The sequence below is a fragment of the Bradyrhizobium sp. Leo78 genome, from assembly GCF_059512425.1.
In genome coordinates this window covers 108,691-134,934 of record NZ_JCAMOT010000005.1, presented here as the reverse complement: position 1 = coordinate 134,934, position 26,244 = coordinate 108,691, and the positions used below count along the sequence as shown (strand labels likewise).

Genomic DNA, 26,244 nt, shown 5'->3' with positions numbered 1-26,244 from the left:
CCCGGCCATCCACGTCTTTCTCGCTGCAGAGAACAGCGTGGATGCCCGGGACAAGCCCGGGCATGACCTGGAGAGAACGCGGCGCGCACCCGATAATGACGAGCGCGGAGTCACTTCTTGGTCTTGCCGGGGTCCTTCACGGCTTCGAAGGTCGCGAATTCGACGTTGTAGAGTTCGCCGTCAACCTTCTCGACCTTGCGGATATAGATGTTCTGCACGATGTCGCGCGTCTCAGGGTCGATCGAGATCGGCCCCCGCGGGCTCTCCCACTTCATCCCCTTCATCGCCGCAATCAACTTGTCGCCGGTCACGTCACCGCCGGTCTTCTTCAGGGCTTCGTAGATAAGATGGATGCCATCATAGCCGCCCACCGCCATGAAGCCGGGCCGGTTGTTGAACGCCTTCTTGTAGGCGGCCACGAATTCCTTGTTGGTCTGCGAGGGATGTGCGGCGGAATAGAGATGCGCGGTGACCGCGCCGAGCGCGGCATCGCCCATATTATTGAGGAGATCGTCGTCCATGACGTCACCTGGGCCGATCACCCTGATGCCGCTCTTGTCCAGCCCGCGCTCGGCATATTGCTTCATGAAGTTGCCGCCCTGCCCGGCCGGCACGAACACGAACATGGCGTCCGGCTTGGAATCCTTCATCCGTTGCAGAAATGGCGCGAAGTCGGGATTAGCGAGCGGCACCTTGACCTCTTCGACGATCTCGCCGCCGCCGGCCACGAAATGCTCCTTGAAGGAAGCGAGCGCGTCGTTGCCGGGCGCGTAATCCGAGGTCAGCGTGGCCACCTTCTTGATGCCGTTCTTGACCGCCCAATCGCCGATGATGGTGGAAGACTGCGGCAGCGTGAAGCTGGTGCGGACGATATAGGGCGAGCGCTCGGTAATGATCGAGGTGCCGGCCGCCATCACGATTTCCGGAACTTTCGCCTGGGTCGCCAGGGGCGCCGCGGCGAGCGCGGCCGGGGTGACGCCGAAACCGGCAATGATGTTGACCTTCTCGTTGACAATCAGCTCCTGGGCGAGCCGCTTGGTGTTGTCGGGAACCGCGGCATCGTCCCTCAGGATGATTTCGATCTTCTTGCCGGCGACCATGTCCCCCTTCTGCTGTATGTAGAGCTTGATCGCGTTGTCGATCTGCTTGCCGGTCGAGGCTTGCCCGCCGGTCATCGGCACGATCAGGCCGATTTTGACCGTTTCCTCCGCCCGGACGGGCACGACGGCCGCAGCGGCAGCAATGGCGCCTGCAGCCAGCAACAATTGACGGCGAATGAACATGAACGCCTCTCCCCCTCATCGTTCTTGCAGATCGAACCGAGTCCCCGGCCCTGCCTCACCATAGCCCAGATTGTTCGGCGGTGTAGCGCGGCGAATGGCGTCGTCCGGCACCGGTTTGTCAAGCCGACGATGGCGCCCGTGCGCTGACTGCTGACAGCTTAGGGTTCTATAATACCTCCAACAAGACCTGATAAGGCTATCTTACCATTTCGAAACTAGGGTCCGCCGACCCGCGCCAAAGGTTGGCGCAATTCGATCCAAATCCTCAAGCCCACGACACCCTGCATCGCGATGCCGACCAGTGCCCGCCCTCTCGCAACCCTTTTCGCCCTCGCTCTGACAGGCTGCGCCTTGGGCGGATGCGGTACCGTCAACGAGAAGCTGTCTGCCGGCGCGGCGGACTTCATTCCGGCCTGGGCCGGCGGGCTACCCGCGGACGCCCCACCTCGGCCGGGGACCGCCAAATACGACGAATTCATGCGCGAGCGGGAACGCAAACGGCTGATGCCCGCCTCCGAGCGCGGCGACGAGAACAAGCCGGCACCGACCTCGCAGGACACCGCTCATTGAGGACGGACGAGCGCTACTACGCTTAGAGCACATTCGGTTCTGATTGAATCAGAACCGAAGCTCTAGATTCTCGTTCTGACGCGTTTTCTTCACGCGAACCGGGTCCACCCTCGGATCAAGTCCGAGGGCATGCTTCGCTCGAAAACGCTCAGTCGACGAATACCACCGTCTTGCGGCCGTTGGGGATCACGCGGTCCTCGAGATGGTAGCGGATCGCGCGGGCCAGCACCCGGCGCTCGATATCGCGGCCCTTGCGGACGAGATCGTCGGGCGTATCGCGGTGGCTGATGCGCTCGACGTCCTGGTCGATGATCGGCCCTTCGTCGAGGTCGCCGGTGACGTAATGCGCGGTGGCGCCGATTAGTTTGACGCCGCGCTCATGGGCCTGGTGGTAGGGGCGCGCACCCTTGAAGCCCGGCAGGAACGAATGGTGGATATTGATGCAGCGGCCGGCGAGCTTTGCCGACAATTCGTCCGACAGGATCTGCATGTAGCGCGCGAGCACGACGAGGTCGGTATTCGTGTCCTCCGCGAGCTTCCAGACCGCGGCTTCCTGCTCGCGTTTGGTCTCCTTGGTCACGGCCAGGTAGTGGAACGGGATATCACCGAAATCGAGGTGGCTGTAGGTCTCGCGCGGATGGTTGGAGACGATCGCGGTCGGGATCATCTGCAACTCGCCGGTGCGCCAGCGATAGAGGATATCGACCAGGCAGTGATCGGATTTGGAGACCAGCAGCATCACACGGCGGCGGCTTGCGCGGTCGCGCATCTGCCAAACCATGCCGAAACGCTCGGCGATTGCGGCAAAGCCGGTCTGCAGCGCCGACAATTCGACCGCGAGGTCGGCGGCGGTGAAGACCACCCGCATGAAGAATTTCTTGGTTTCGATATCGTCGAACTGTTGGGCGTCCAGGATGTTCTGACCATTATGCGCGAGAAAGGTCGAGACCGCCGAGACGATACCGGGACGGTCGGGGCAGGACAGAGTCAGGACAAATTGGGGGTCGGACATGGCGATGGATCGAGACTTGGCTGATTCGGGTTTGGCCGATGAGGGCTTGATTGATTAAGGCTTGGGCAGCCGCAGGAACCGCGGATTTGCGGATCCTTGCTGTACCACCGCCGTCGCCCTTGCGCCAATCCCGCAGCAGGGGCCAAATTAAACTCTACGAGAGGCACATCATGGCTGACCGGCTGAACGGCTACCGCATCCTGATCCTGGAGACACGCGAGGAGGCGCAATTCTCCCGGCTGCTCACCGAACAGGGAGCCGACGTGCTGCAATGTCCGATGTTCGCGATCCACGATGCGCCGGATCCGGCGCCGATCGAAGCCTGGATCAGGCGCTGTATCGAAAAGCCATTCGACGATCTGGTGCTGATGACCGGCGAGGGCCTGCGGCGCTTGATGAAGGTCGTGCGCCGCGTCGGCGTCGAGCAGGAATTCATTGCAGCGCTGAGCAAGGCCCGCAAATTCGCCCGTGGCCCAAAGCCCGGCCGTGCGTTGCGCGAAATCGGGCTCGAGCCGCAGGTGACGACGGAGAAACCGACCTCGGAGGGCGTCATCGAGATGCTGTCCCGGATCGACCTGAAGGGCCATCGCCTCGGCCTCCAGCTCTATCCGGACAAGGATCACAACGCATTGATCGGCGCGATCAAAGCCCAGGGTGCGGAGGTCGATACCGTGCTGCCCTATGTCTACGATCCCAAGGCTGCCGACGCCAACATCGTCGCCGCCATCGACGAGATGGCGGAGGGCCGGATCGATGCGATCGCGTTGACCAATCTCGGCCAGGTGCGCCGGCTGTTCGAAGCCGCGCGGGCGCGCGGCTCTGAGGACAGGTTGCGTCAGGGCCTAGACCGAACCTCGATCGCCTCGGTGGGGCCGGCGGTTTCCGGCGAGCTCGCCTCGCACGGCCTGCGCACCGACATCGCGCCGGCGAACGACGCCTACTTCATGAAGCCGCTGATCTCGGCGATGGCGGTGGCACTCGCAAAACATCCGCCGCGAGTGGGGACGAGGTAACCACTCTCTTCGCCGTCATTGCGAGGAGCAAAGCGACGAAGCAATCCATGCCTCCGCACGTGGAGAGATGGATTGCTTCGCGGAACCTGTCATCGGGCGCGCGTTCGCGCGACCCGTTGGCTCGCAATGACGGGCTGTGAGGCTGGGGCGCTATTCCGCCGCCTGCAGGGTCTCGCTCAGGTATGCCCGATAGGCGAGCCTGATGCCGTCTTCCAGCGATGTCCTCGCTTGCCAGCCAAGCGCGGCCAGCCGGCTGACGTCGAGCAATTTGCGCGGCGTGCCGTCGGGCCGCGAAGTATCATAGCTGATCTCGCCCTCATAGCCGACCGTCGCGGCGACGACCCGGGCGAATTCCGCGATCGTGATGTCCTTGCCGGTGCCGATATTGACCAAGCCGCTGTCGGAATAGACCTTCATCAGGTGGATGCAGGCGTCGGCGAGATCGTCGACATAGAGGAATTCGCGCCGCGGCGTGCCGGTGCCCCAGACCGCAACACTCTTCGCCCCGGACGCTTTCGCCTCATGGAAACGGCGGATCAAGGCCGCGACGACGTGGCTGTATTCGGGGTGATAATTATCACCGCGACCATACAGATTGGTGGGCATCACGCTGATGAAATCCGCGCCGTACTGGCTGCGATAGGTTTCCGCCATCTTGATGCCCGCGATCTTGGCAATCGCATAGGGCTCATTGGTCGGCTCCAGCGGCCCGGTCAGCATCGAGTCCTCGCGCAGCGGCTGTGGCGCCAAGCGAGGATAGATGCAGGAGGAGCCGAAGAACATCAGCTTCTCGGTTCCGTTGACGTGAGCCGCGTGGATCACGTTGGTTGCGATCGCCAGATTGTCGTAGAGGAACTCGGCGCGCAGCAGGTCGTTGGCGGCGATGCCACCGACTTTCGCCGCCGCCAGGAACACCACCTGCGGCCGCCTGGCGACAAACCACCGGTTGACCGCGGCCTGGTCGCGCAGATCGACTTCGCCGTGCGGCACCGTCAGAACCTCGACATCCTCCTGTGCAAGCCGTCGCACCAGCGACGAGCCGACCATGCCACGATGGCCGGCGACAAAGACCGTCTTGCCTTTCAGCTCAAACGGCGTGCTTGCCATTGGCGGCCTCCTGCCTGGCCTCGGCGAGGTCGCTCGCGACCATCTCCTTCACGAGCTGGGCAAAGCCGGTCTTCGGCTTCCAGCCGAGCTTTGCGCGCGCCTTGCTGGCGTCGCCGATCAAGAGGTCGACCTCGGTCGGCCGGAAATAAGTCGGGTCGATACGGACCACGGTCTTGCCGGATTTTGTGTCGACCCCGACCTCGTCAACGCCCTTCCCGCGCCACTCGATTCCGCGGCCGACTTCGGCAAACGCAAGTTCCACGAATTCGCGCACCGAGCGCGTCTCGCCAGTCGCCAGCACGAAATCGTCAGGAGCATCCGCCTGCAGGATCCTGTGCATACCCTCGACATAATCCCGCGCATGACCCCAGTCGCGCTTGGCCTCGAGATTGCCGAGATAGAGCGTGTCCTCGAGCCCGACCTCGATGCGGGCGACGCCGCGGGTGATCTTGCGGGTAACGAAGGTCTCGCCGCGAATCGGGCTCTCATGGTTGAACAGGATGCCGTTCGAAGCGTACATGCCGTAGGCCTCGCGGTAGTTCACCGTGATCCAGTAGCCGTAAAGCTTTGCCACGCCATAAGGCGAGCGCGGATAGAACGGCGTGGTTTCCCGCTGCGGCACTTCCTGAACCAGGCCGTAAAGCTCCGATGTCGAGGCCTGATAGAACCGCGTCTCCTTCTCCATGTTGAGGATGCGGATCGCCTCCAAGAGGCGCAGCACGCCGATGGCATCGGCATTCGCCGTATATTCCGGGCTTTCGAAACTGACCCCGACATGGCTTTGCGCGGCGAGGTTATAGATCTCGGTCGGCCTGATCTGCTGCATCAGCCGGATCAGGTTGGTCGAGTCCGTCATATCGCCATAGTGCAGCAGGAACGGCACGTTGCCGACATGGGGATCCTGGTAGAGATGATCGACGCGCGCCGTATTGAACGACGACGAGCGACGCTTGATGCCATGGACGGTGTAGCCAAGGCCGAGCAGATATTCAGCGAGGTAAGCGCCGTCCTGACCGGTGGCGCCCGTGATCAGCGCGACACGTCGCTTGGAGTCCTGAACCGGCATGTCCTCTCCGAGGGCGCGGAACTGCGCCAGGTTGCGAATGGCCCGGTCTGTAGCATCCGGCCTCCGCGAAGTCTAATGCCATAACCCCGTTTGGATTCAGGACGTTAGGCGCGAGCTTTCGGTCAAGCACTGCGCCGGGCCAGCCGGCTGGACTATTCGCCGTAGTGGCGGAGACGCTCGAGTTCGACGATGGTCACGCCGCCATATTCCAGCCGGAGGAGCCCCTCCTTCTCCAGCCGCTTCAGGCACTGGTTCGCATTCTGCCGCGAGATGCCGGAAAGCGCTCCGATTTCCTCCTGCGTGATCTCGAGATGGCGCGACAGCTCGGGGTAGAGAATTGGATTGAACAGGGAGGCGATGGAACGCGCCACTCGCGCGGTCGCATCCAGGGTACGGCCATATTCCAGCAGCGCAATGAACTGGCCAAGCCGCTCGTTGAGCTGCGCCACCAGGAAACGGTTGAACGCCACGCTGTTCTCGAACAGCCAGACGAAGGTCTTGCGGTCCATCATGGCCAGCCGCGTGTCACGCAGCGCCACCACATCGTAACGCCGCGCTTCGTTCTTCAGCACCGACCCTTCGCCGAACCAGGCACCGGCGGTCAATCCGGCGAAGCTTGCGGCCTTGCCGCCGCGGGAGACGATGCCCATCCGCGCCAGCCCCGTCACCACGCCGGTCCAATAGTCAAAACGGTCGCCGCGCATGAAGATGAATTCATTCGTGCCATAGGATTTCTCGGTAATGCCGCTGCGCGCGACCTCGATCTCGCGGTCATCCAGCTCACGCGACCAGGCCGCGATGCGCTTCAGGTAATCGGCAGCAATCATGATCCCGTTGACTGTCGTTCGTCTGATTATGTTGCGTCGCAACAATACACAGGCCGAACGAAATTTGGCGGCCAATTGTCGGGCACAAGACATTTCACCGTATCGCTTTGCCCTATGGAGGGCTACCGGCGCAATGTCATCTGCACGACACGCGTGGAAGTGCGGACGGGGCAAAGTGCCGGCTGCGGCGTTACCGCGCATGAACGGTGGGGTCCGCAGTGGAACGAGGCACCATTAGTCGGATGGCTTAGCCGGAACGGCCGATGTAAGATTATCGCTGTCTTTGCAACAAGAGACACAGAGCGCGTGAAGCGCCGCTTCTGGAGGGAATAGGTGGATTACACGTTGGAGGTGCGCGGGGTGTCGCTGCGCTTTGGTGGCGTCCGTGCGCTGACCGAAGTGAGCTTTGGCATCAAGCCCGGCGAATTGTTCTCCATCATCGGCCCCAACGGCGCCGGCAAGACCTCGATCGTCAACTGCATTTCCGGCCGCTACAAGCCGACCGAAGGTCAGCTTTTCTATCGCGGCAAGGATATCACGGGTCTCAATCCGAACGCCCGGCCCTCGCTCGGCATCGGCCGCACCTTCCAGAATCTCGCGCTGTTCCATCACATGAGCGTGCTCGATAACATCATGGTCGGCCGCCATCACCTGCTGAAGAACAATTTCATCACTGGATCGCTGTACTGGCTGACCGGCGCGCGGGGCGAGGAACTCGATCATCGCCGCAAGGTCGAGGAGATCGTCGATTTCCTCGACCTGCAATCGGTGCGCAAGGCGACCGCCGGCACGCTTCCCTACGGCCTGCGCAAGCGCGTGGAACTTGCCCGCGCGATGGCGCTCGAGCCGCAATTGATCCTGCTGGACGAGCCGATGGCCGGCATGAATTTCGAAGAGAAGGAGGACATGACGCGCTACATCGTCGATCTCAACGAAGAGTTCGGCATGACCGTCGTGATGATCGAGCACGACATGGGCGTGGTGATGGACATCTCCCACCGCGTCATGGTGCTCGATTTCGGCCGCAAGATCGCCGAGGGCGATCCTGCGACCGTGCTCGCCGATCCCCATGTCAAGCGCGCCTATCTCGGCGAAGAGGACGAGGCACTGATCGATCCTGATCACGTGCCGCTAGCGCGGGAGAGCGTGGCATGATGGACCATGCCGGACGCGCCGCGCAGGCCGACACCTTCCCGAAGATATTACGGCTGAATGCAAGGGAGCATGGCCGCGAGATTGCGTTGCGCGAGAAGGATCTCGGCCTGTGGCGCGAATTCACCTGGGACGATTACCAGGCCCGCGTGCGCGATTTCGCGCTCGGCATGATCGAACTGGGGCTGGGCCACGGCGACGTGATCGGCATCATCGGCGACAACCGTCCGGACTGGGTGGCCGCCGAGATCGCCACCCACGCGATCGGCGGCATGAGCCTTGGACTTTACCGCGACGTGCTCGATGAGGAAGCGGCCTACCTCCTGAACTATGGCGAGGCGAAGCTGGTGTTCGCCGAGGACGAGGAGCAAGTCGACAAGCTGCTGGGGCTCGCCGACCGCGCGCCGCACTTGAAGCACATCATCTATTCCGATCCGCGCGGCATGCGGAAATATGACGACCCGCGCCTGATGGAAGCGGGCAAGCTTGCCGGCTTCGGCCGCGAGCGCGCCGCGTCCGAGCCCGGCCTCTATGATGCGCTGGTCGATGCCACTGGCGGCGAGGATGTCGCGATCCTCTGCACGACATCCGGCACGACGGCCAATCCGAAGCTGGCGATGCTTGCGGCCGGCCGCGTGCTCAAGCACTGCGCGACCTATCTCTCCTTCGATCCGAAGGGACCTGACGACGAATATGTGTCGGTGCTGCCGCTGCCCTGGATCATGGAGCAGGTCTACGCGCTCGGCAAAGGTCTGCTCTGCCGGATGAAGGTCAACTTCGTCGAAGAGCCCGACACCATGATGCACGATTTCCGCGAAATCGCGCCGACCTTCGTGCTGTTCGCGCCTCGGGTATGGGAGGCGATCGCGGCAGACGTGCGCGCCGACGTGATGGACTCGTCGCCGTTGAAGCAAAGGCTCTACGAGCTCGGTATGAAGACGGGACTTGCCGCGCTCGAGCAGGGCAAGCGCTCGGTCGTCGCCGACCAGCTTCTATTCCGCGCGCTCCGCGACCGGCTCGGGTTCACGCGGCTGCGTTCGGCGGCCACCGGCGGCGCTGCGCTCGGCCCCGACACCTTCAAATTCTTCCGGGCAATGGGCGTGCCGCTGCGTACGCTCTATGGCCAGACCGAATTGCTCGGCGCCTATACGCTGCATCCGCCCGGCGCAGTCGATCCCGATACCACGGGCATCGCGATGGCCGAGACGATCGAGATCCGGGTCGACAATCCCGATGTCAACGGCGTCGGCGAGATCGTGGTGCGCCACCCCAACATGTTCTTAGGGTATTACAAGAACCCGGAGGCATCTGTGGCGGACATCCAGGATGGCTGGATGCGCTCCGGTGATGCCGGCTATTTCAACGATAACAACCAGCTCGTGGTGATCGACCGTATCAAGGATCTCGCCGAGACCTCGCGCGGCGATCGCTTCTCGCCACAATATATCGAAAACAAGCTGAAGTTCTCGCCCTATATCGCGGAAGCGGTGGTGCTCGGCGCCGGCCGCGACGCGCTCGCCTCCATGATCTGTATCCGTTACTCCATCATCTCGAAATGGGCGGAGAAGAGCCGGATCTCGTTCACGACTTATAGCGACCTCTCCTCGCGTCCCGAGGTCTATGCGCTGTTGCGGAAGGAAGTCGAGACCGTCAACGCCTCGCTGCCGCCGGCCCAACGGATTTCCCGCTTCCTGCTGCTCTACAAGGAACTCGACGCCGACGACGGTGAACTGACCCGCACCCGAAAAGTGCGCCGTGGCGTCATCAACGAGAAATACGCCGACATCATCGACGCGATCTATCGCGGCGACGCAAACATTCCGGTCGATACCGTGATCCGCTTCCAGGATGGCACGACCCAGCGCGTGCGGACCACGCTGAAGGTGGTGGATCTCGCATCTGCGATGACCGCGGAGGCTGCGGAATGAGCGATCAGCAACAGCAACGCGCGATGCGAGTTGTGGTGCCCTCTCCCCTTGTGGGAGAGGGCTGCTCCGCAGGCAGACAAGGCCTCGACAGGGTGAGGGGTTCCCTCTCCACACTTCCGATGCGGAGACAACCCCTCACCCGGCTTCGCTTCGCGAAGCCACCCTCTCCCACAAGGGGAGAGGGTGCAGCGACGTTCCTCTCTTTCGTTAGTCGCAAATCAACATGAACACCCAATTCCTGCTCCAGCTCCTGATCAACGGCCTCGTGGTCGGCACGCTCTACGGCGTGGTCGCGATGTCGTTCGTGCTGATCTACAAGGCGACGCAGGTCGTGAACTTCGCGCAAGGCGAACTGCTATTGATCGGCGCCTGGGTGTGCTGGGCACTGCTCGCCAAATACCAGGTGCCGTTCTGGCTCGGTATGCCGCTCACGCTGGTGTTTATGTTCGTCTTCGGCATTGCGATCCAGATCGTGATCCTGCGGCCAATGATCGGCGAGCCTATCATCTCCGTCATCATGGTGACGATCGGGCTCTCGACAGTGTTCCAGGCCGCGCTGAAATGGATGTTCGGTGTCAATCCGCAGCCGTTCCCGCGTGTGTTCCAGAGCCAATCTGTCCACCTGTTCGGCCTCCAGATCCAGACCGTCTACGTGATGAGTCTCGTGGTTTCCATCGCGATGATGATCGGCATGGCCTGGTTCTTCCGCGCCTCCAAATACGGCTTGGCGATGCGGGCCACCGCCTACAACCAGCAGGTCGCGCAGTCGCTCGGCATTTCCGTGAAAAGCGTGTTCGCGATGGCCTGGGCGATCTCGGCGACCGTATCGGCGGTCGCGGGCGTCGTCGTGGCCGTCGTCAACGGCGTCTCTTCCGGCCTCTCCGCCTACGGCATCAAGGTATTTCCGGCGGCGATCCTCGGCGGGCTCGATTCGGTCGGCGGCGCAGTGCTCGGCGGCATCATCATCGGGCTGCTCGAGAATGTCGCGCAATATGTCGACAGCCAGTACCTGCACTGGGGTAATCTCTACGAGATCGCGCCGTTCTACGTCTTGATCATCATCCTCATGATCAAGCCCTACGGCCTGTTCGGCACCAAAGACATTGAGCGGGTCTGACCATGGCGACGCGTTCCCTAATCCCCTCCGGCGACTTCCGCACCACCTATGCGGCCGACACCACGATCTTTCCGACCATCACCAGCCGCAATTTCGCGATCGCCGGCATCGTGCTGGCTTGCCTTGCGCCTTACGTCTTCTCGAACTACTGGCTCAGCATCTCGATCCAGATCGGCATCTTCGCAATCGCGGCGCTCGGCCTCAACGTGCTGGTCGGCTTCACCGGGCAGATCTCGATCGGCCACGCGGCGTTCTTCCTGCTTGGCGCCTTCACTTCGGCCTATATCTCGAACAACGCGCCGATCCCGGTGTTCTTCGCCATTCCACTTGCGGGTCTCGTCACCGCGCTGGTCGGCCTGATCTTCGGCGTGCCGGCGGCACGGCTCAAGGGACTTTATCTCGCCATCGCCACGCTCGCCGCACAATACATCCTGCTCGATTTCTTCTCCCGCGCCGAATGGTTCTCCGGCGGCTCGGTGCCGGCGAGCGCCGAGCCATTTTCGATGTTCGGCTACACATTGCGCGGCGACCGCCAGTATTTTTATGTCGTGCTGGCTTACCTCATCGTCAGCTATCTTCTGGTCACCAATCTGATGCGCACGCGCGACGGCCGCGCGCTGATCGCGATCCGCGACCATTATCTTTCCGCTGAGATCATGGGCATCAACCTCACCAAATACCGAACGCTGTCGTTCGGTATTGCCGCGTTCTTCGCCGGCATCGCCGGCGCGCTCTATGCGCACTATCAGCTTGTCGTCTCGCAGGAAGGCTTCGGCATCGAGCGCTCCGTGCTGTTCCTGGCCATGGTTATCATCGGCGGCACCGGCTCGGTGATGGGCACGCTGATGGGCACGGCCTTTGTGGTGCTGCTGCCGGAGGCAATGGAGTGGCTCAGCCTGCAATTGAAGGGGAGCGCGATCGACAGGGCGCTGGAGCTCAACAACAACATCACGTTCCTGCGCGAGATCGCGATCGGGCTGATCATCATCGCGTTCCTGATGTTCGAGCCGGACGGGCTCGCGCACCGCTGGCGGCAGATCAAGGCATATTGGAAACTTTACCCGTTCTCGCATTAAGGTCGGGCAAGAATTACAAACGTATCAACGAATAACAGGAGGAAAGACCATGACGATTAGATCCCTTTTGAGCACGGCCTCGTTGGCACTGCTGATCGGCGGCGCATCCGTGGCGGCGCAGGCCCAGATCGCGATCGGCCACCTCGCCGACTATTCAGGCGGCACCTCTGATGTCGGCACACCCTACGGCCAGGCCGTCGCCGACACCTTTGCGTGGGTCAACAAGAACGGCGGCATCGGCGGCAAGAAGCTCAATGTCGATACCAACGACTATGGCTATCAGGTGCCGCGCGCGATCGCGCTTTACAAGAAATGGTCGGCGCCCGACAGCAAGGTCGCGGCGATCATGGGCTGGGGCACCGCCGATACGGAGGCGCTGACCGGTTTCCTCGCCCAGGACAAGATCCCCGATATCTCCGGCTCCTATGCGGCAGCATTGACCGATCCGGTAGGCAGCAGTGGCAAGGCCAAGCCCGCGCCCTATAATTTCTTCTATGGTCCGAGCTATTCTGACTCGCTGCGCGCCATGCTGATCTGGGCGGCGGATGATTGGAAAGCCAAGGGCAAGCCGGGCAAGCCCAAATTCGTCCATATGGGCGCCAACCACCCCTATCCGAACGCACCAAAGGCGGCCGGCGAAGCGATGGCCACCGAGCTCGGCTTCGAGGTGTTGCCGCCGCTGGTGTTCGCGCTCACCCCCGGCGACTACTCGGCGCAATGCCTCAGCCTGAAGAGCTCCGGCGCCAATTACGCCTATCTCGGCAATACGGCGGCCTCCAACATCTCCGTGCTGAAAGCCTGCAAGGCGGCCGGCGCCGACGTGCAGTTCCTCGGCAACGTCTGGGGCATGGACGAGAACGCGGCCAAGACCGCCGGCGATGCCGCCGACGGCGTGATCTTCCCGCTGCGCACCGCGGTCGGCTGGGGCGGCGATGCGCCCGGCATGAAGACGGTGATGGAAATCTCCAAAATGTCGGATCCCTCCGGCAAGATCTACCGTCCCGTGCACTACATCGCCGCGGTCTGCTCCGCCCTCTACATGAAGGAGGCGATCGAATGGGCCGACAAGAACGGCGGCGCCACCGGCGAGAATGTCGCGAAAGGCTTCCACCAGAAGAAGGACTGGGTGCCATCAGGCATGGAGGGCGTCTGCAACGCCTCGACCTGGACCGAGAAGGACCATCGCCCGACCACGAAAGTCGATCTCTACCGCTCCAAGGTCACGGGCTCGACCGACGGCGATCTCAACGACCTCATGGGCAAGGGCGTGATCAAGCTCGAGAAGGTCAAGACCGTGGAGCTGCCGCGCAAGCCGGAATGGCTGGGGTGGTAAACTTCATCCCCCATAAGCGAGCGTCATCCCCCGCGCAGGCGGGGGATCCAGTACGCCGTGGCATCGGATCTGATCGCAGGCGTCTCTGGAATACTGGGTCACCCGCCTTCGCGGGTGACGACAGTCTGAGGTGATCCCAATATGACCCAAACCGTCGAAGCAAATCACCCGGCACCGACTGCGGTCCCTGCGCCGCCCCTCCTCAGCGTCAACAACATCGAGGTGGTGTACGACGACGTCATCCTGGTGCTGCGAGGCCTGAGCCTCGAAGTGCCCAAGGGGTCGATCGTGGCGCTGCTGGGGGCCAACGGCGCGGGCAAATCGACCACGCTGAAGGCGATCTCGGGGCTGCTCAAGACCGAAGACGGCGAGGTGACGCGCGGCGAGATCGTCTTCGACGGCGAGCGCATCAACGGCATCGATCCCGATAAGATCGTCCGCCGCGGCATCTTTCAAGTCATGGAGGGGCGCCGCATCATCGCCGACATGACGTCGCTGGAGAATCTGCGGCTTGGCGCCTTCACCCGCAGCGACGGCGAGGTCAATGCCGACATCGACATGGTCTTCAACTATTTCCCGCGCCTGAAGGAGCGCACGGGGCTCGCCGGCTATCTCTCCGGCGGCGAACAGCAGATGCTGGCGATCGGCCGCGCGCTGATGGCGCGCCCGAAGATGATCCTGATGGACGAGCCGTCCATGGGTCTGTCGCCGCTGCTGGTCAAGGAAGTGTTCGCCATCATCAAGGAGATCAACCGCGACCTCGGCGTTACCATCCTCCTGGTCGAGCAGAATGCGCGCGCTGCGCTTTCAGTGGCGAGCCACGGCTACATCATGGAACAGGGCAAGGTAGTGCTCGACGGAACCGCCGACGAATTGCGCGACAACGAGGACGTCAAGGAATTCTACCTCGGCGGCGCCGGCGACCAGCGCAAGAGTTTCAAGAACCTCAAGAGCTTCAAGCGGCGGAAGCGGTGGCTGTGAGTGTAGCCGGGTGCCTATTGCAGCACCTGCTCCGCTTCCGTAACCGCGCAAAGAACATGATAGAACGAAGACGCAGGGATGGTGTCGACCAGCGACTTGCCGTCGCGGTCGAACTGATCGTACCAGCCGCCCGCAACAGGGTGGCTCAGATAATGCCGCTCCAGGCGCGCCAATGCGGCGCGCGCCTCGTCGGCGGCAGCCGCCTCGCCGGCTTCGGCCTGCGCGATCCAGGCTTTGGCGATCTCGCTCTGCGGCCACAGGCGCCGAGAGTGACGCCGGATACGGCCCTCGACACTACCCTCGTCGGTGAGGCAGCCGGTCGCCTCGTCGCGGTAGCGCAGCGCCGACGCCAGCAATTCGCCGCGATAGCGCCCCGTCGGACAGCCCGTGATCCGTTCAAATCCCTTCAAGAGCCAGACCCATTCGGCCAAATGTCCGGGTTCGACGCTAATGGGCGGAATTTTGGACCAGTCGTCTTCAAAATATTCGCCAAGCACCTGGGTCTGCTTGTCATAGAGATTGGCAAGGAACAGCGCGAAAAACTCGCCGGCGCGTTGCTGGAACGCCAGATCATGCGTCGCGTCGAATACGGCGATCATCGCCTCGAACAGATGCATCTGCGGATTTTGCCGCCGCGGCAGGGACGCCGGCGCCCCCTCGAGAAAGCCGCCATTCGGCGAGCGCAGGTGCCCGTCGAGATAGGCGAGCAGCGCATCGATCTCCGAGCGCACCTGCGCGTCGCGATCAAGTCCGTAGACCGTGGCGAGCGCCAGCAGCACGAAGGCGTGGTCGTAGGTGTCGCGCCGCGCGTCGAGCACCCCGCCGTCGGCCGTCAACCTGTGGACAAAGCCCGGGCGGCCGTCCGGCGCCTTCGCCTTCGTCAACAGGTGATCGAGCCCCTTCAGGGCGATCTCGCGGCCTTCGGCGTACCAGCCCATCTGCGCGGCTTTGGCGTAGCAGTAGATTTGCCGGGCCTGAACGAAGACGCGCCGCGGCGTCAGCCGATCGGCGCGGCCGTCGGGGTCGAGCCGGTCGACGAAGCCCCCTGCCGCACCGTCCCAGCCTTCCGTGCACCACAACGGCAGGCAGTGCTCGATGACGCGACGCTTCAGCCTGCCGACGACGTCGGCATCGGAAGGGCCGCTCGCCGCGGCGGTCTGCATGTCTGCCATTGCACTTCCCGGAGCATCGCCAGTTCGGCGGGAAACCGTCTGATAGCACGTCGAAGGCGGAGCGCAATTGGCGCGAACCCGTGAGGATCACCCATGACGGATCACTATGACGCCCGCGAAACCCGCGATCCCGCCCAGCGCGAGGCGGAACTGTTCGCCCGCCTGCCGGAGGTCCTGCGGCGGGCCATGGCGGCTCCGGCCTATGCCGACCGCCTCAAAGACGTCGATCCCGCCACCATCACCAGCCGCGCCGCGCTGGCGCGCCTGCCGGTGCTGCGGAAGTCGGAACTCCCGGCCCTGCACAGGGCCGCCCCGCCCTTCGGCGGTTTCGTTGCCGGGCCGCCTGGATCGTTTGCGCGCCTGTTTACGTCGCCCGGACCGATCTTCGAGCCCGAGGCCGCCCAGGGCGACGCCTGGCGCGGGGCGCGGGCGCTGTTCGCGGCAGGCTTTCGTCCGGGCGACGTGGTGCTCAACACCTTCAGCTATCACCTCACCCCGGGCGGCTTCATCTTCGATACCTCCGCCCGGGCGCTCGGCTGCGCCGTGATCCCCGCGGGCCCCGGGAATACCGAGCAGCAATTCGAGCTGATCGAGGCCTACCGGCCAATCGGCTACAGTGGCACGCCCGATTTCCTGAAGATCCTGCTCGACGCAGCCGCGAGTGCCAGACGCGATGTGTCCTCGATCAAGCGGGCGCTGGTGTCGGGGGCGGCTTTTCCGAAGTCGCTGCAGGAGGAGATCAAGTCACGCGGCATCGAGGCCTATCAGGCATTCGGCACCGCCGATCTGGGCATGGTCGCGTTCGAGACCGAGGCCCGCGACGGCATGGTGGTCAACGAGGAGCTGATCCTCGAGATCGTCAGGCCCGGGACCGGCGACCCCGTCGCGGAGGGTGACGTCGGCGAGATCGTGGTCACCTCCCTCGACCCGCACCACCCCTGGATCCGCCTCGCACTCGGCGATCTTACCGCGGAGCTGCCCGGCGCAAGCCCGTGCGGGCGCACCAACATGCGGATCAAAGGCTGGATGGGGCGCGCCGACCAAACGACCAAGGTCAAAGGCATGTTCGTGCGACCCGAACAGATCGCCGAGATCGGCAAGCGTCATCCGGAGCTCGGGCGGCTGCGCCTGGTCGTGACACGTTCCGACGAGACCGACGTGATGACGCTGAAGGCAGAAGCAGTCGCGGCAAGTGCAGCCTTTCAGAGCGAACTCGCAGCGACCCTGCGGACCGTGACCAAGCTCGGCGGCAATGTCGAACTGGTCGGCGCCGGCGCGCTGCCGAACGATGGCAAGGTGATATCGGACGAAAGGAGTTGATCGAAGACTCTACGGCGAAAAGTATGAAATCCCGACAAGCGAAGATAGCGCTAAGTCGCATCGCTCATTGTTATGGCCGGCGCTGGCTGTTTTGATATTGTCTTGCTATGGCTAGGCACCGGACGTTGAGCGGGATCACATGCCTATAGAGAAACCAGCAGTCTTCTTCGATCGCGATGGAGTGCTCAATGAAGACACTGGGTACGTATTTGAGATCAGCAAGGTGCGGTGGATAGAGGGAGCGCGCGAGGCGGTAAAGATCGTCAATGATGCCGGATACTTTGCCTTCGTGGTTACCAATCAGTCAGGCGTGGCCAGAGGCATGTATGAAGAGGCTCACGTCAATGCGCTACATGATTGGATGGCAGCGGAGCTGGCAAAGACTGGCGCTCATATAGATGCATTTGAGTATTGCCCTTATCATCCCGAAGGTACGGTGGAGAAGTACCGTCGAATAAGTGATAGACGCAAACCGGGCGCGGGTATGATCACCGATCTTTTGAAGCGGTTTCCGGTGAATGTCTCTCGCAGTATTCTGGTCGGCGACAATCCAACTGATCTGGAAGCCGCCCGCCTGGCCGGAGTAAGAGGGCACTTATTCGTAGGGGGCAACCTCGCACAGTTCTTGGCACCACTCTTGGATCTGGATCGGCCGTGAGCGGCTGGAGCTCTAGCGGACTTCCATTCGCACCAATCGTTGTCCGGGCTCGTACTTCAGAATATCCTTGGGACCTGGATGCCGTGTCACCTCTGCACCATTCAAGACGTAGAGATCGTCCGTATGCTTACAGCGCCATTCGCCGTGGCCGGATAGCGGCAGATCGATCTTCTCGCCGAACGCACTCACCCAGCCGACTTGGCGGGCTGGCGTGCCTACCATCATTGACCAGTCCTTCGAGCTCTTGGTCAGAGTCGCGCCGGCGGCAAGAAAAGTGCCGACGCCACACGTAATATCGGGAACCACGGTAGAGTTTGCGCCAAGCGTGGTGCCAGTCTTCACCAGCGTCTTCTTGAAGACAGCGTGACGATTGATCGCGGCACGGGGAAAGGAAATGTGGGTGAACACCATGTAGGGCGCACAGAACACGAAATCCTCGAGCTCAACATGCGAGAAGATCGAGACCGAATTGCCAAGCCGGCACGCATTGCCGACGATGGCGTTGCGCTCGACGTAGGTGTTCTGGCCGAGGCTGCAGTTCTCGCCGATCACCGCACCTGGCGCGACGTGGGAGAAATACCAGACCCTGGTGAACTTGCCGACCTTCGCCCCCTCCTCGACCACGGCGGTCGAATGGATAAAGGGTTGTGGATCATCTGATTCCGGCGTCCTCATGCAGGATGCTTCTCCTCCCTCGTGCGGTCACAGCAGCCTATACGCACTGGCGACCGCTCCATCGTATATTAAGAAAATCCTTTGCGGATCAAGGCGGAAGTGCAGAAAACCGGCTGAACCCGGAGCCATTTATTCCAATCTTCTGATTGAGACGGATCCCGGACAGGTGAACGGGGTTCACTGTCCTTGCTCAGACCTTGTGATATTCGCGGTACCAGTTCACGAATCGTTCGATGCCATCCTCAATCGTGGTCGCAGGCTTGAACCCGATGTCACGCGCGAGGTCGTCGATATCGGCGTAGGTCGCGGGCACGTCGCCCGGCTGCATCGGCAGCATTTCCTTCGTTGCGGTCCGGCCAAGTTTTTTCTCGAGCAGTGAAACCACCCGCGAGAGCTCCTCGGGAGTGTTGTTGCCGATATTATAGATTTTCCACGGCGCCCTGCTGCTCGATGGATCAGGTGCGGCAGAGGCCTGCCTGCCCTGAGGCGGACGATCTATGAGCCGCACGATCGCCTCGGTGACGTCATCGACATAGGTGAAGTCGCGACGCATATTGCCATTGTTGAACAGCTTGACCGGCGTTCCGCTCAAGATTGCATTTGCGAAAATGAACATTGCCATGTCGGGACGCCCCCATGGACCGTAGACGGTGAAGAACCGCAAGCCGGTAGCGGGTATGCCGTACAGATGGCTGTAGGCATGCGCCATCAGCTCATTGGCCTTTTTTGACGCGGCATAGAGGCTGATCGGGTGATCGACATTGTCGTGCACGGAAAACGGCAACTTAGTATTGCTTCCGTAGACCGATGATGATGATGCAAACAGCAGATGCCTGCACGCGTTGTGGCGGCAGCCCTCGAGCACATTGATGAAGCCTTCGAGGTTCGCATCCACGTACGCATGAGGATGATCCAGCGAATAGCGCACCCCGGCCTGGGCGGCGAGATGAACAACCTCGGGGAAGCGATACTCGGCGAAAAGCGCCTTCATGCCGGCACGGTCGGTCAGATCGAGCCTCACGAAATGGAATCCAGGGTCGCGCTTCAATGTTTCGAGCCGCGCCTCCTTCAGCCGTGGGTCGTAGTAGTCGTTGACGATGTCGAGGCCAACGACTTTGCGACCGGCTGCAAGTAGACGCTGGGCTACATGGAAGCCGATAAAGCCGGCAGCTCCGGTGACTAACAACATATCCTGCGGCATCATTTCTCCGGTTTCTCTTACAACCGCCAAAGCTCGATGCCCGCGGGCTTGGAGCCGCGATCCAGCCTTGTCTTGACGTCAAAGACGAGGCCCGCCCCATCGCGCAGCAATCGCTGCATGAGCCGCCAGCCTCCCTCAACGTATGCATCGTGCGCGACCGCTAGGATGATGGCATCGGCTGGATCCAGTTCGCCAATGTCACGCAGGGCAACCCCATATTCCTCCTCGATGGCACGCGTGTCGGCAATAGGGTCGGCGACCTGCACCTTGACACCGAACGACTGCAATTCGCGCACAACGTCTATGACGCGGGAATTGCGGATGTCGGGCACGTTCTCCTTAAACGTCATGCCAAGAACAGTCACCACCCCGCCTCTTCCCTTCCCCCGCAACAGGCCGCGAATGCATTCTCGCGCTATCTTGCGCCCCATTTCGTCGTTGATGCGGCGGCCCGCCAGAATGACTTCGGGATGGTAGCCGGCCTTCTCGGCACGATAGGTCAGGTAATAGGGATCGACGCCGATACAGTGACCGCCGACGAGACCGGGCTGAAAAGGAAGAAAATTCCATTTGGTGCTTGCTGCCGCGAGTACGTCGCCGGTGTCAATATCGAGCGCCTGGAAAATCAGCGACAGCTCGTTCATGAAGGCGATGTTGAGGTCGCGTTGGGTGTTTTCGATGACCTTTGCCGCTTCGGCGACTTTGATCGAAGGCGCTCGGTGAATGCCGGCAGTCACCACCGATCCGTAGACATCAGCGACGATGTCAAGTGTCTCTGCGTTCTGGGCAGAGACCACCTTGGTGATGGTTTCAAAGCGATGCTTCTTGTCGCCGGGATTGATGCGCTCGGGCGAATAGCCGACGTTGAAATCCGACCCTGCCTTGAGGTGAGAGGCCTGCTCCAGGATCGGCACACATTCCTCTTCGACGGCCCCGGGATAGACAGTTGACTCATAGACCACAATGTCGCCCTTCTTCAGCGCCGCGCCCACCAGGCGCGAAGCCTCGAACATGGCGTGCAGATCCGGCCTGCGGGCGCCGTCAATCGGGGTCGGAACCGTAACAATGAAAAAATCGGCGGAGCGCAGCGCGGCGACCTCGGCGGTAAAGTTCAGCGTCTCCAGTTTGAGAGCGGTAGCGTCGACCTCACGGGTGACGTCCCTCCCCGCCTGCAAGTCCCTGATACGGGCGGCATCGATGTCAAAGCCGATCACCGGCCTGTCGCTTCGGGCGAATGCCGCCGCCACAGGCAGCCCGACATAACCAAGTCCAATGACAGCGATCTTCCGGCCGCATGACATAAAATGATCTTCCAGGTTTCTAGGGCTGTTGACGCTGCTCCGCCAACTGTTTAGCCAGCGGATGATGGAGACCGCAAGGGGTCGCACCTGCCCGTAAACAGACAGGGCTTACCTCAGCAGGGTCTTCAAAGACACATCAAATCGGGAATTTGTACCAGCGCGCTCGCCCCGAGCAGCGTTTCTCCTCTTGCGACCCTTCCTTGGCGCTCCGTGACTTCTTCTCGCTCAAAGCTCTAGGGGTTCTGCCCTGGTGAAATGGAATTGAGAGACCTTCGGCTAGCGACCGGACCTCCAGGGACGCTCCGCGCAACCGAAGGTTGTGGCCAGGCGCTCTCAGTGCCTCATCACAATGAGCCTATGCCCCTTCCGAAATTTGAAAATCGTGACTACGCAGCTCCGGATGCTTTGCACTTAGGTTCGTAGTGAGGGATGTTTCGATGATGAAACCCCTGGCGACGAGAGCATCGCGGCACGAGTATTCGGAGGTTCCATACCTAGCACAACTTACGCGGCTAGGAAAGTTGACTTACGCCATAACCAACGTACAAGGTCTTGATAACCAGCGTGTCGGGCTACCGTGCCCAGTTCCTCGGCTATTTACGGGTGTGGGTGTTATGAGTTTGACTGACCGAGAATCGCATTTCGAGTTCGGGGAAAACTGGAGAAGCTATTCGAAGACGATTGACCAGAAGCGTGTCGACTGGGCAATCGAAGGCGTAAGAAAGCTTTTTCCCGGCAGGCTATCCGGTAAGACATTCTTGGACATCGGCTGCGGCTCGGGCCTGCACTCGTTCGCCGCATTGTCGCTCGGCGCAGCATCCGTTCTCGCGATCGATATCGACGAGAACTCGGTCAGCACGACACGCGCGTTGCTTGGCAACCGAGCGTCAAACTCGAAGTGGGACGCGAAAATCGTTTCTATTTTCGATGCGTCGGCCGATGAGCTCGGCCAATTTGATGTTGTCTATTCTTGGGGTGTCCTACATCACACAGGCGACATGTGGCGTGCGATTGACCGCGCCACCAAGTTTGTGAGTTTGGGCGGGCAGTTCGCGCTCGCGATTTATTCTGCAACCGCTTGTGACAACATCTGGAAGGCCGAAAAGAGGTTCTACGCCCGTGCACCTCGCTCCATTCAGTGGACGATCAGGCAAGCGTATATAGCGGCCTTTCTCGCAGCAAGGACCCTCCGTTCACGGGAGAGCCCCATCGCATACGTGCGAAATTATTCAAAGATGCGAGGCATGAACTTTTCGCACGATGTCCATGACTGGCTCGGCGGCTACCCCTATGAAACGGCAACCGCGACCGAGATCCGCGACCGCGTCTGCCGTATGGGCTTCGTTGAGGAGCGCTCGTTCCCACTGCCGCCCAGCTTCGGTTTGTTTGGATCAGGATGCCACGAGTTCGTTTTCAAGAAAATTCGGTGACGTCGCTAGACGGAGCCGCTTAAGACGTAACAAGACTACTAACGTGGATGCGGCCGCCGGCGCCCGGAGCGATCTCTCTCCTCGATAAATCTCGAGGCAATGTTGGTGTTGCCGTGTCAATGGCCGAAGCCGCATCGTTCAACACGCGGGAGCGGAAAGGCGTACTGGTTCGTCAGGCTCAAGCTGGCGCCGAGACCATCAAGAAACTCTCAACCTGGATCACTTCGTGGGATGCTCGGTCACTTGATATCATCAAGAAGCATGATGTGGGCTCGGATCTTTGCGGCCGTTTCGATCCTTAGCCTCACTGTATTTCTCCTCATTCTCGAAGCGGGGTTGGTGCGGCGCGTGCTCGTTGTCCCGGGGCCATTTGCTGGCGCCGAGAGCCCGACCAAGATATTCGGCATCCCTGTCCGGCAACCGGCACCCTTTCTTGTTGCCCGTGATGATTCGATAGGTGGCGGAAACCGCTCGAAGCTTCGATTGTGGGTGAACGGTACCGAATTTACAAAGCCCCATGCGCTGCACGACGACATTCGCTCCGGTGCATTAGGAACCTTCAGTCACTGGGGAGGAGCGGTCTACTTCTTGCTTCCACCAGGAACCGACAACGGTCCTGGCACGATTGTTGAGCTCAACTACCCCATACAGCTCGCTTCGCCGTGGCTGACGCTAATTCTGGTTGCCCTGCTTGGCGCGATCTGGTTTGCGGTCGCGAGACCTTGGGTCACGCCCGAACGGATCGCTGGGCTGCCAACCGCCGTATGGACGGCGCTGCTTATAGCGAGTTGGATTTTCGCAGCCGCCTCGGCGATCTACGCTGTAACAATAGTGTACGGATTCCTGTCTGGCTACGCCCTACCGACGACAGCCATTTTCTTCGTCTCATCGACCGCCTCCCGCCTGCATCGCGCCTGGCTGTTTTTACCTTGGAGCCTTCTCGCTATTGCGGCAACAGGAGCGGCGATTTCTTGGGTAGCGGTGAGACTCCCATCGGATCATTGGCAAACAGGAGAACGAAGACTTATTAATTTTTGGAGCTACACGGCGATACCCGTAATTTTCTTGACTTTCGTGTTCGATATGAGCGGCGGAGGCTGGAGCGGGCACTATCTAAGGACAGACATCAATTATATGAGCAACGCGGGGCTAGTGCCCTACTCCGATGCGGCAGCCTATTATTCTTCAGCATTCGAAATCGGCTACTGGGGGCATTGGAATTGGATTGCCTCGCAACGCCCCTTTGCGGCAGCACTACGCAATCTGACCGTATTCCTCGGTGGTGAGACCTATGCAGGGACGTTAGTCGCCCAAACCGCTCTTATAACACTTGGCATCGCATTCGCTCTCAGAAGAGTCGTAGCTTGGCGGGGATTCTGGGTCGGGCTGGCCTTTTTCGCGCTAACGTACGGGCTCATCCGACCATTTCTTCTGACCACGCTGACCGAAAACCTCGGCTTCGTGTGGGCCGTGATCTCGATCGGCTTTTTTGCTGAGTCCTTTCGCCGTCAATCGCTTCCCATGGGACTCCTGGGATTCGCGACTTTAACCGGTGCGCTGATGACGCGGATGGGAAGTATGTTCAACATCCCCGCGTTAATGTTATGGCTTCCCTTTGCCTTTGCCCGGGAGTGGCGTCCCAGGTTAATGATACTAATCGGAACGGTCGGAATTGCGATCGGTGCTGTCGCAGCCAACGGGCTGCTCGGCTGGCTTTACGCCGCGCAAGGCAGCGAGGCTGGCGGCAATTTTTCGGCCACCCTCTGCGGGCTTGCCCACGGCTCGAATTGGACGACTTGCTTCGACTTGTTCGCGAGCCAGATAGCATCGGCGCCGATAAACGCAAGGAACCAGATGTTCTACGCGGAGGCGATGCGCGCCTTTCGACAAGATCCTTTCATAGCTCTTCATGAGCTTTGGAAAAATGGCTATTCCTTCACCCTTGACCTTCCAGCGATGCTTGTGGAGCAATACTCGCGCATCGATCGGGTAGACAGCAGCTACCTCAACATCGGCTTGCTGTTGTTGATACCAGGATGGACGTATTTACTAACGAAGCTGGGAATATCTCGGCTGCTTTCCTTCGCACTCCTATTGATCGTCAGTTCTATTTTTTCCGCGGCGATCATCTTTATGGACGACGGTAACCGAACGATGATCGTCACCTACGTCTTCGTGGCGATCCTTGTGTCGCTTGGCCTCTCAACGCCAGGCAGCTTCATTCCAGCGAAAGTTACCCCCTTATCTTGGCAGCGTTCTACTTACGCGCTGGTGGCTGCCCTTTTTGTGCTGTTAGTCATTCCATTGGTCCAAGGAGCGGCAGTCCGATGGGCGTCTAAATTCCCTCCTCCGATTTCACCTGAGAGAACCGATGCCAGCACCATTCCTGGAACGCCCATCACGACCGGATTTATAGTTGTGCCAGATGGATCAAAGCGAAAAGGTGACATTCCGTCTCTCGATCTGTCCCAATACACTACAATGTACCGCGCAATCTATGCAGCCGAGCTTGGGCCAGCAGCACTCAGTTATTTGCCTCAGGCACCTTTCGCCGTCGTATTTGCTGTACCGCAGGATTTACAACGGGGATTTGCGTACTTTATTGGTCCGCCAGAGCTGATGACCAATAGAACATCCAGTCATTGGCGGCTGGAGTTTGATTACGATCGAAGCCCGGCGCGTGGGCAGCCCTTTCTTTTAGTCACTAAGGCGACGCCGGCCGAGTACTAACCTCGCGTGCAATCGGCCAATCGGAACAGACGGTTGCGCGGACCCAATCGCCATCATTTTCCCGGAAGAGCAGTCGGGTTCTCGGATCAGGATCGAAGGGCACATGTGGCCAAATGAGATTACAGTGTAAGCTATGCGCGCGGCACCACTCGTGCTGCTCCCCAACTGCAGGTATTCGGATGTTTGCAAATCTCATAAGACAATCGGCGGTGCGCCTCTTCGGATTGGCTACAACGCTCGGTGTCGATCGCCTGCCGGCTTTCGATCGGCTTTTTCTGGCGCTCTACGCCGGCTACAAGCGACATTTTGAAGCCGGTCCAGTCGAACGACTTCGCGAATTCGTTCCGGAGGGATCCGTCGCTATCGATGTCGGTGCAAATGTCGGCTTTTTCGCGCGCCGTTTCGCACGTTGGGTCGGCACCGGTGAGGTTATTGCAATCGAGCCGGAAGAGCGCAACTATCAAATTCTGCTCTCGACGCTTAAGAGCGAAGGCCTGCTCACCAGGGTGCGTCCGCTAAGAGCTGTAGCCGCCGCGACTGCCGGTACGATGACCCTTGAAATCAATCGCCTTCACCCCGCAGATCACAAGCTTACTTTAGACGGTCCGGGCGTGCCGGTGGCTGCCGTGAGGCTGGATGACCTGATCCAGGATAAGGGCGTTTTGAGACCAAGCTTGGTCAAGATCGACGTTCAGGGCGCGGAGATGCTGGTTCTGCAGGGTGCATCCGAGATCCTGAGCCAATCCGGTCCAGCCCTTTTTATCGAGCTGTCGGAGGATGGATTGAACAAGTTCGGCAGCTCGGTGACCGCAATTCTCGATCATCTCGCCCAGCATGGCTATACGGCGCATTGGCTGATGCGAAGAGGTCCGCACCAGCAAGCCCCCCCTGAAGAGATTCACGCAAGGGTATTGCGTCAGGGCTACGTCGACGCCCTGTTTCTGAAGTCGCCCGACACATCAGTGCAAGCTCGCTGAACACGTGGGCCGTCAAGACTTGCATTTCTTGGCGGCGTCCGCACCGGAGTTCGCGTCCCGGGGCAATCAGAACAGGGGCCCATAGTATTCACACCCAAGTGAGTCAGTATCAACCGTGACCGACAGATTGCCAACGAAGGCGACGCCATTGACGGCACTCCAACGATTGTTTAGCCCCCTATCGGCGAGGACCTCAAGAGTGGAACTGAAGCTGGACGCTCCGCGATCATGAAAGCTGATGACTGATAGGCGAGCGTGCATTATCTGCTATTTCGAATGCGCTTTTTGAACCGGGCGCAACGATCGGGCCGTTTG

General features: G+C 60.8%; 23 protein-coding genes. 14 read left to right on the top strand and 9 right to left on the bottom strand.

Translation table 11 applies throughout. From position 1 onward, the window contains the following. Window positions 1–110: 110 nt before the first annotated feature. Complete coding sequence (locus tag AC5ZG1_RS08635; RefSeq protein ID WP_496132599.1) at window positions 111–1,283, bottom strand: ABC transporter substrate-binding protein; 1,173 nt, start codon at window positions 1,281–1,283, stop codon at window positions 111–113. A 291-nt stretch (window positions 1,284–1,574) separates the two neighbouring features. Between AC5ZG1_RS08635 and AC5ZG1_RS08630 the strand changes: the two genes are divergently transcribed. After that, complete coding sequence (locus tag AC5ZG1_RS08630) at window positions 1,575–1,853, top strand: hypothetical protein (RefSeq protein WP_496132598.1); 279 nt, start codon at window positions 1,575–1,577, stop codon at window positions 1,851–1,853. Window positions 1,854–2,001: 148 nt separating this feature from the next. Here the strand turns inward: AC5ZG1_RS08630 and purU are convergent, their stop codons facing one another. Then, on the bottom strand, window positions 2,002–2,865 hold the full coding sequence (purU, locus tag AC5ZG1_RS08625; protein WP_456643078.1) for a formyltetrahydrofolate deformylase: 864 nt from the start codon (window positions 2,863–2,865) through the stop codon (window positions 2,002–2,004). 170 nt (window positions 2,866–3,035) lie between these two features. On the opposite strand from purU, the gene AC5ZG1_RS08620 reads away from it, so the two are divergent. Next, window positions 3,036–3,878, top strand: a complete 843-nt coding sequence (locus AC5ZG1_RS08620) for a uroporphyrinogen-III synthase (protein WP_474419258.1) — start codon at window positions 3,036–3,038, stop codon at window positions 3,876–3,878. A gap of 150 nt (window positions 3,879–4,028) precedes the next feature. Here AC5ZG1_RS08620 and AC5ZG1_RS08615 read toward each other — a convergent pair whose 3' ends face one another. From AC5ZG1_RS08615 to AC5ZG1_RS08605, 3 genes are all read right to left on the bottom strand, one after another. Next, window positions 4,029–4,985, bottom strand: a complete 957-nt coding sequence (locus AC5ZG1_RS08615; RefSeq protein WP_496132597.1) for a GDP-L-fucose synthase family protein — start codon at window positions 4,983–4,985, stop codon at window positions 4,029–4,031. Continuing rightward, complete coding sequence (gene gmd / locus AC5ZG1_RS08610) at window positions 4,966–6,051, bottom strand: GDP-mannose 4,6-dehydratase (protein WP_130227074.1); 1,086 nt, start codon at window positions 6,049–6,051, stop codon at window positions 4,966–4,968. The genes AC5ZG1_RS08615 and gmd overlap by 20 nt, the downstream gene beginning before the upstream one ends. A 152-nt stretch (window positions 6,052–6,203) precedes the next feature. Further along, window positions 6,204–6,878 (bottom strand): Crp/Fnr family transcriptional regulator, encoded by a 675-nt coding sequence (locus AC5ZG1_RS08605; protein WP_496132596.1) that lies wholly within the window; start codon window positions 6,876–6,878, stop codon window positions 6,204–6,206. Between the two features lie 333 nt (window positions 6,879–7,211). Here AC5ZG1_RS08605 and AC5ZG1_RS08600 point away from each other — a divergent pair, with 333 nt between their 5' ends. The 6 genes from AC5ZG1_RS08600 (at window position 7,212) to AC5ZG1_RS08575 (ending at window position 14,465) form a co-directional block, all read left to right on the top strand. Further along, window positions 7,212–8,033: an ABC transporter ATP-binding protein gene (locus tag AC5ZG1_RS08600; RefSeq protein ID WP_496132595.1), complete on the top strand. Its 822-nt coding sequence runs from the start codon at window positions 7,212–7,214 to the stop codon at window positions 8,031–8,033. Further along, on the top strand, window positions 8,030–9,958 hold the full coding sequence (locus tag AC5ZG1_RS08595; protein ID WP_496132594.1) for a long-chain fatty acid--CoA ligase: 1,929 nt from the start codon (window positions 8,030–8,032) through the stop codon (window positions 9,956–9,958). The genes AC5ZG1_RS08600 and AC5ZG1_RS08595 overlap by 4 nt, the downstream gene beginning before the upstream one ends. A gap of 223 nt (window positions 9,959–10,181) precedes the next feature. Continuing rightward, entirely contained in the window at window positions 10,182–11,075 is an 894-nt protein-coding gene (locus AC5ZG1_RS08590; RefSeq protein ID WP_456643083.1) for a branched-chain amino acid ABC transporter permease, read from the top strand. Between the two features lie 2 nt (window positions 11,076–11,077). Continuing rightward, window positions 11,078–12,151: a branched-chain amino acid ABC transporter permease gene (locus AC5ZG1_RS08585; protein ID WP_130227079.1), complete on the top strand. Its 1,074-nt coding sequence runs from the start codon at window positions 11,078–11,080 to the stop codon at window positions 12,149–12,151. A 49-nt stretch (window positions 12,152–12,200) separates the two neighbouring features. Next, window positions 12,201–13,484 carry an ABC transporter substrate-binding protein gene (locus tag AC5ZG1_RS08580; RefSeq protein WP_028167634.1) on the top strand — a complete coding sequence of 428 codons (1,284 nt, stop codon included), beginning with the start codon at window positions 12,201–12,203 and terminating at the stop codon, window positions 13,482–13,484. A 141-nt stretch (window positions 13,485–13,625) separates the two neighbouring features. Beyond that, on the top strand, window positions 13,626–14,465 hold the full coding sequence (locus AC5ZG1_RS08575; RefSeq protein WP_496132593.1) for an ABC transporter ATP-binding protein: 840 nt from the start codon (window positions 13,626–13,628) through the stop codon (window positions 14,463–14,465). Window positions 14,466–14,479: 14 nt separating this feature from the next. Here AC5ZG1_RS08575 and AC5ZG1_RS08570 read toward each other — a convergent pair whose 3' ends face one another. Then, window positions 14,480–15,628, bottom strand: a complete 1,149-nt coding sequence (locus AC5ZG1_RS08570) for an AGE family epimerase/isomerase (protein WP_496132691.1) — start codon at window positions 15,626–15,628, stop codon at window positions 14,480–14,482. A 102-nt stretch (window positions 15,629–15,730) separates the two neighbouring features. On the opposite strand from AC5ZG1_RS08570, the gene AC5ZG1_RS08565 reads away from it, so the two are divergent. Next, window positions 15,731–16,957: a phenylacetate--CoA ligase family protein gene (locus tag AC5ZG1_RS08565; RefSeq protein WP_496132592.1), complete on the top strand. Its 1,227-nt coding sequence runs from the start codon at window positions 15,731–15,733 to the stop codon at window positions 16,955–16,957. Between the two features lie 139 nt (window positions 16,958–17,096). Continuing rightward, a complete protein-coding gene (locus AC5ZG1_RS08560) occupies window positions 17,097–17,615 on the top strand; it encodes a D-glycero-alpha-D-manno-heptose-1,7-bisphosphate 7-phosphatase (protein WP_496132591.1) in 519 nt (172 codons plus the stop codon). A 12-nt stretch (window positions 17,616–17,627) separates the two neighbouring features. Here AC5ZG1_RS08560 and AC5ZG1_RS08555 read toward each other — a convergent pair whose 3' ends face one another. The 3 genes from AC5ZG1_RS08555 to AC5ZG1_RS08545 form a co-directional block, all read right to left on the bottom strand. Next, the gene (locus AC5ZG1_RS08555) at window positions 17,628–18,290 is read right to left on the bottom strand and encodes an acyltransferase (protein ID WP_496132590.1); all 663 of its coding nucleotides are present in this window, start codon (window positions 18,288–18,290) and stop codon (window positions 17,628–17,630) included. Between the two features lie 190 nt (window positions 18,291–18,480). Continuing rightward, a complete protein-coding gene (locus AC5ZG1_RS08550; protein ID WP_496132589.1) occupies window positions 18,481–19,491 on the bottom strand; it encodes an NAD-dependent epimerase in 1,011 nt (336 codons plus the stop codon). Window positions 19,492–19,508: 17 nt separating this feature from the next. Next, a complete protein-coding gene (locus tag AC5ZG1_RS08545) occupies window positions 19,509–20,792 on the bottom strand; it encodes a nucleotide sugar dehydrogenase (RefSeq protein ID WP_496132690.1) in 1,284 nt (427 codons plus the stop codon). A 614-nt stretch (window positions 20,793–21,406) separates the two neighbouring features. On the opposite strand from AC5ZG1_RS08545, the gene AC5ZG1_RS08540 reads away from it, so the two are divergent. The 4 genes from AC5ZG1_RS08540 to AC5ZG1_RS08525 all read left to right on the top strand — a co-directional run bounded on the left by AC5ZG1_RS08540 (window position 21,407) and on the right by AC5ZG1_RS08525 (window position 25,929). Further along, on the top strand, window positions 21,407–22,222 hold the full coding sequence (locus AC5ZG1_RS08540) for a class I SAM-dependent methyltransferase (RefSeq protein ID WP_496132588.1): 816 nt from the start codon (window positions 21,407–21,409) through the stop codon (window positions 22,220–22,222). Between the two features lie 119 nt (window positions 22,223–22,341). After that, window positions 22,342–22,524 carry a hypothetical protein gene (locus tag AC5ZG1_RS08535; protein WP_496132587.1) on the top strand — a complete coding sequence of 61 codons (183 nt, stop codon included), beginning with the start codon at window positions 22,342–22,344 and terminating at the stop codon, window positions 22,522–22,524. Next, window positions 22,487–24,952, top strand: a complete 2,466-nt coding sequence (locus AC5ZG1_RS08530) for a hypothetical protein (RefSeq protein WP_496132586.1) — start codon at window positions 22,487–22,489, stop codon at window positions 24,950–24,952. Before AC5ZG1_RS08535 ends, AC5ZG1_RS08530 begins: the two co-directional genes overlap by 38 nt. A gap of 179 nt (window positions 24,953–25,131) precedes the next feature. Continuing rightward, window positions 25,132–25,929: an FkbM family methyltransferase gene (locus AC5ZG1_RS08525; protein ID WP_496132585.1), complete on the top strand. Its 798-nt coding sequence runs from the start codon at window positions 25,132–25,134 to the stop codon at window positions 25,927–25,929. Window positions 25,930–26,244 lie beyond the last annotated feature (315 nt).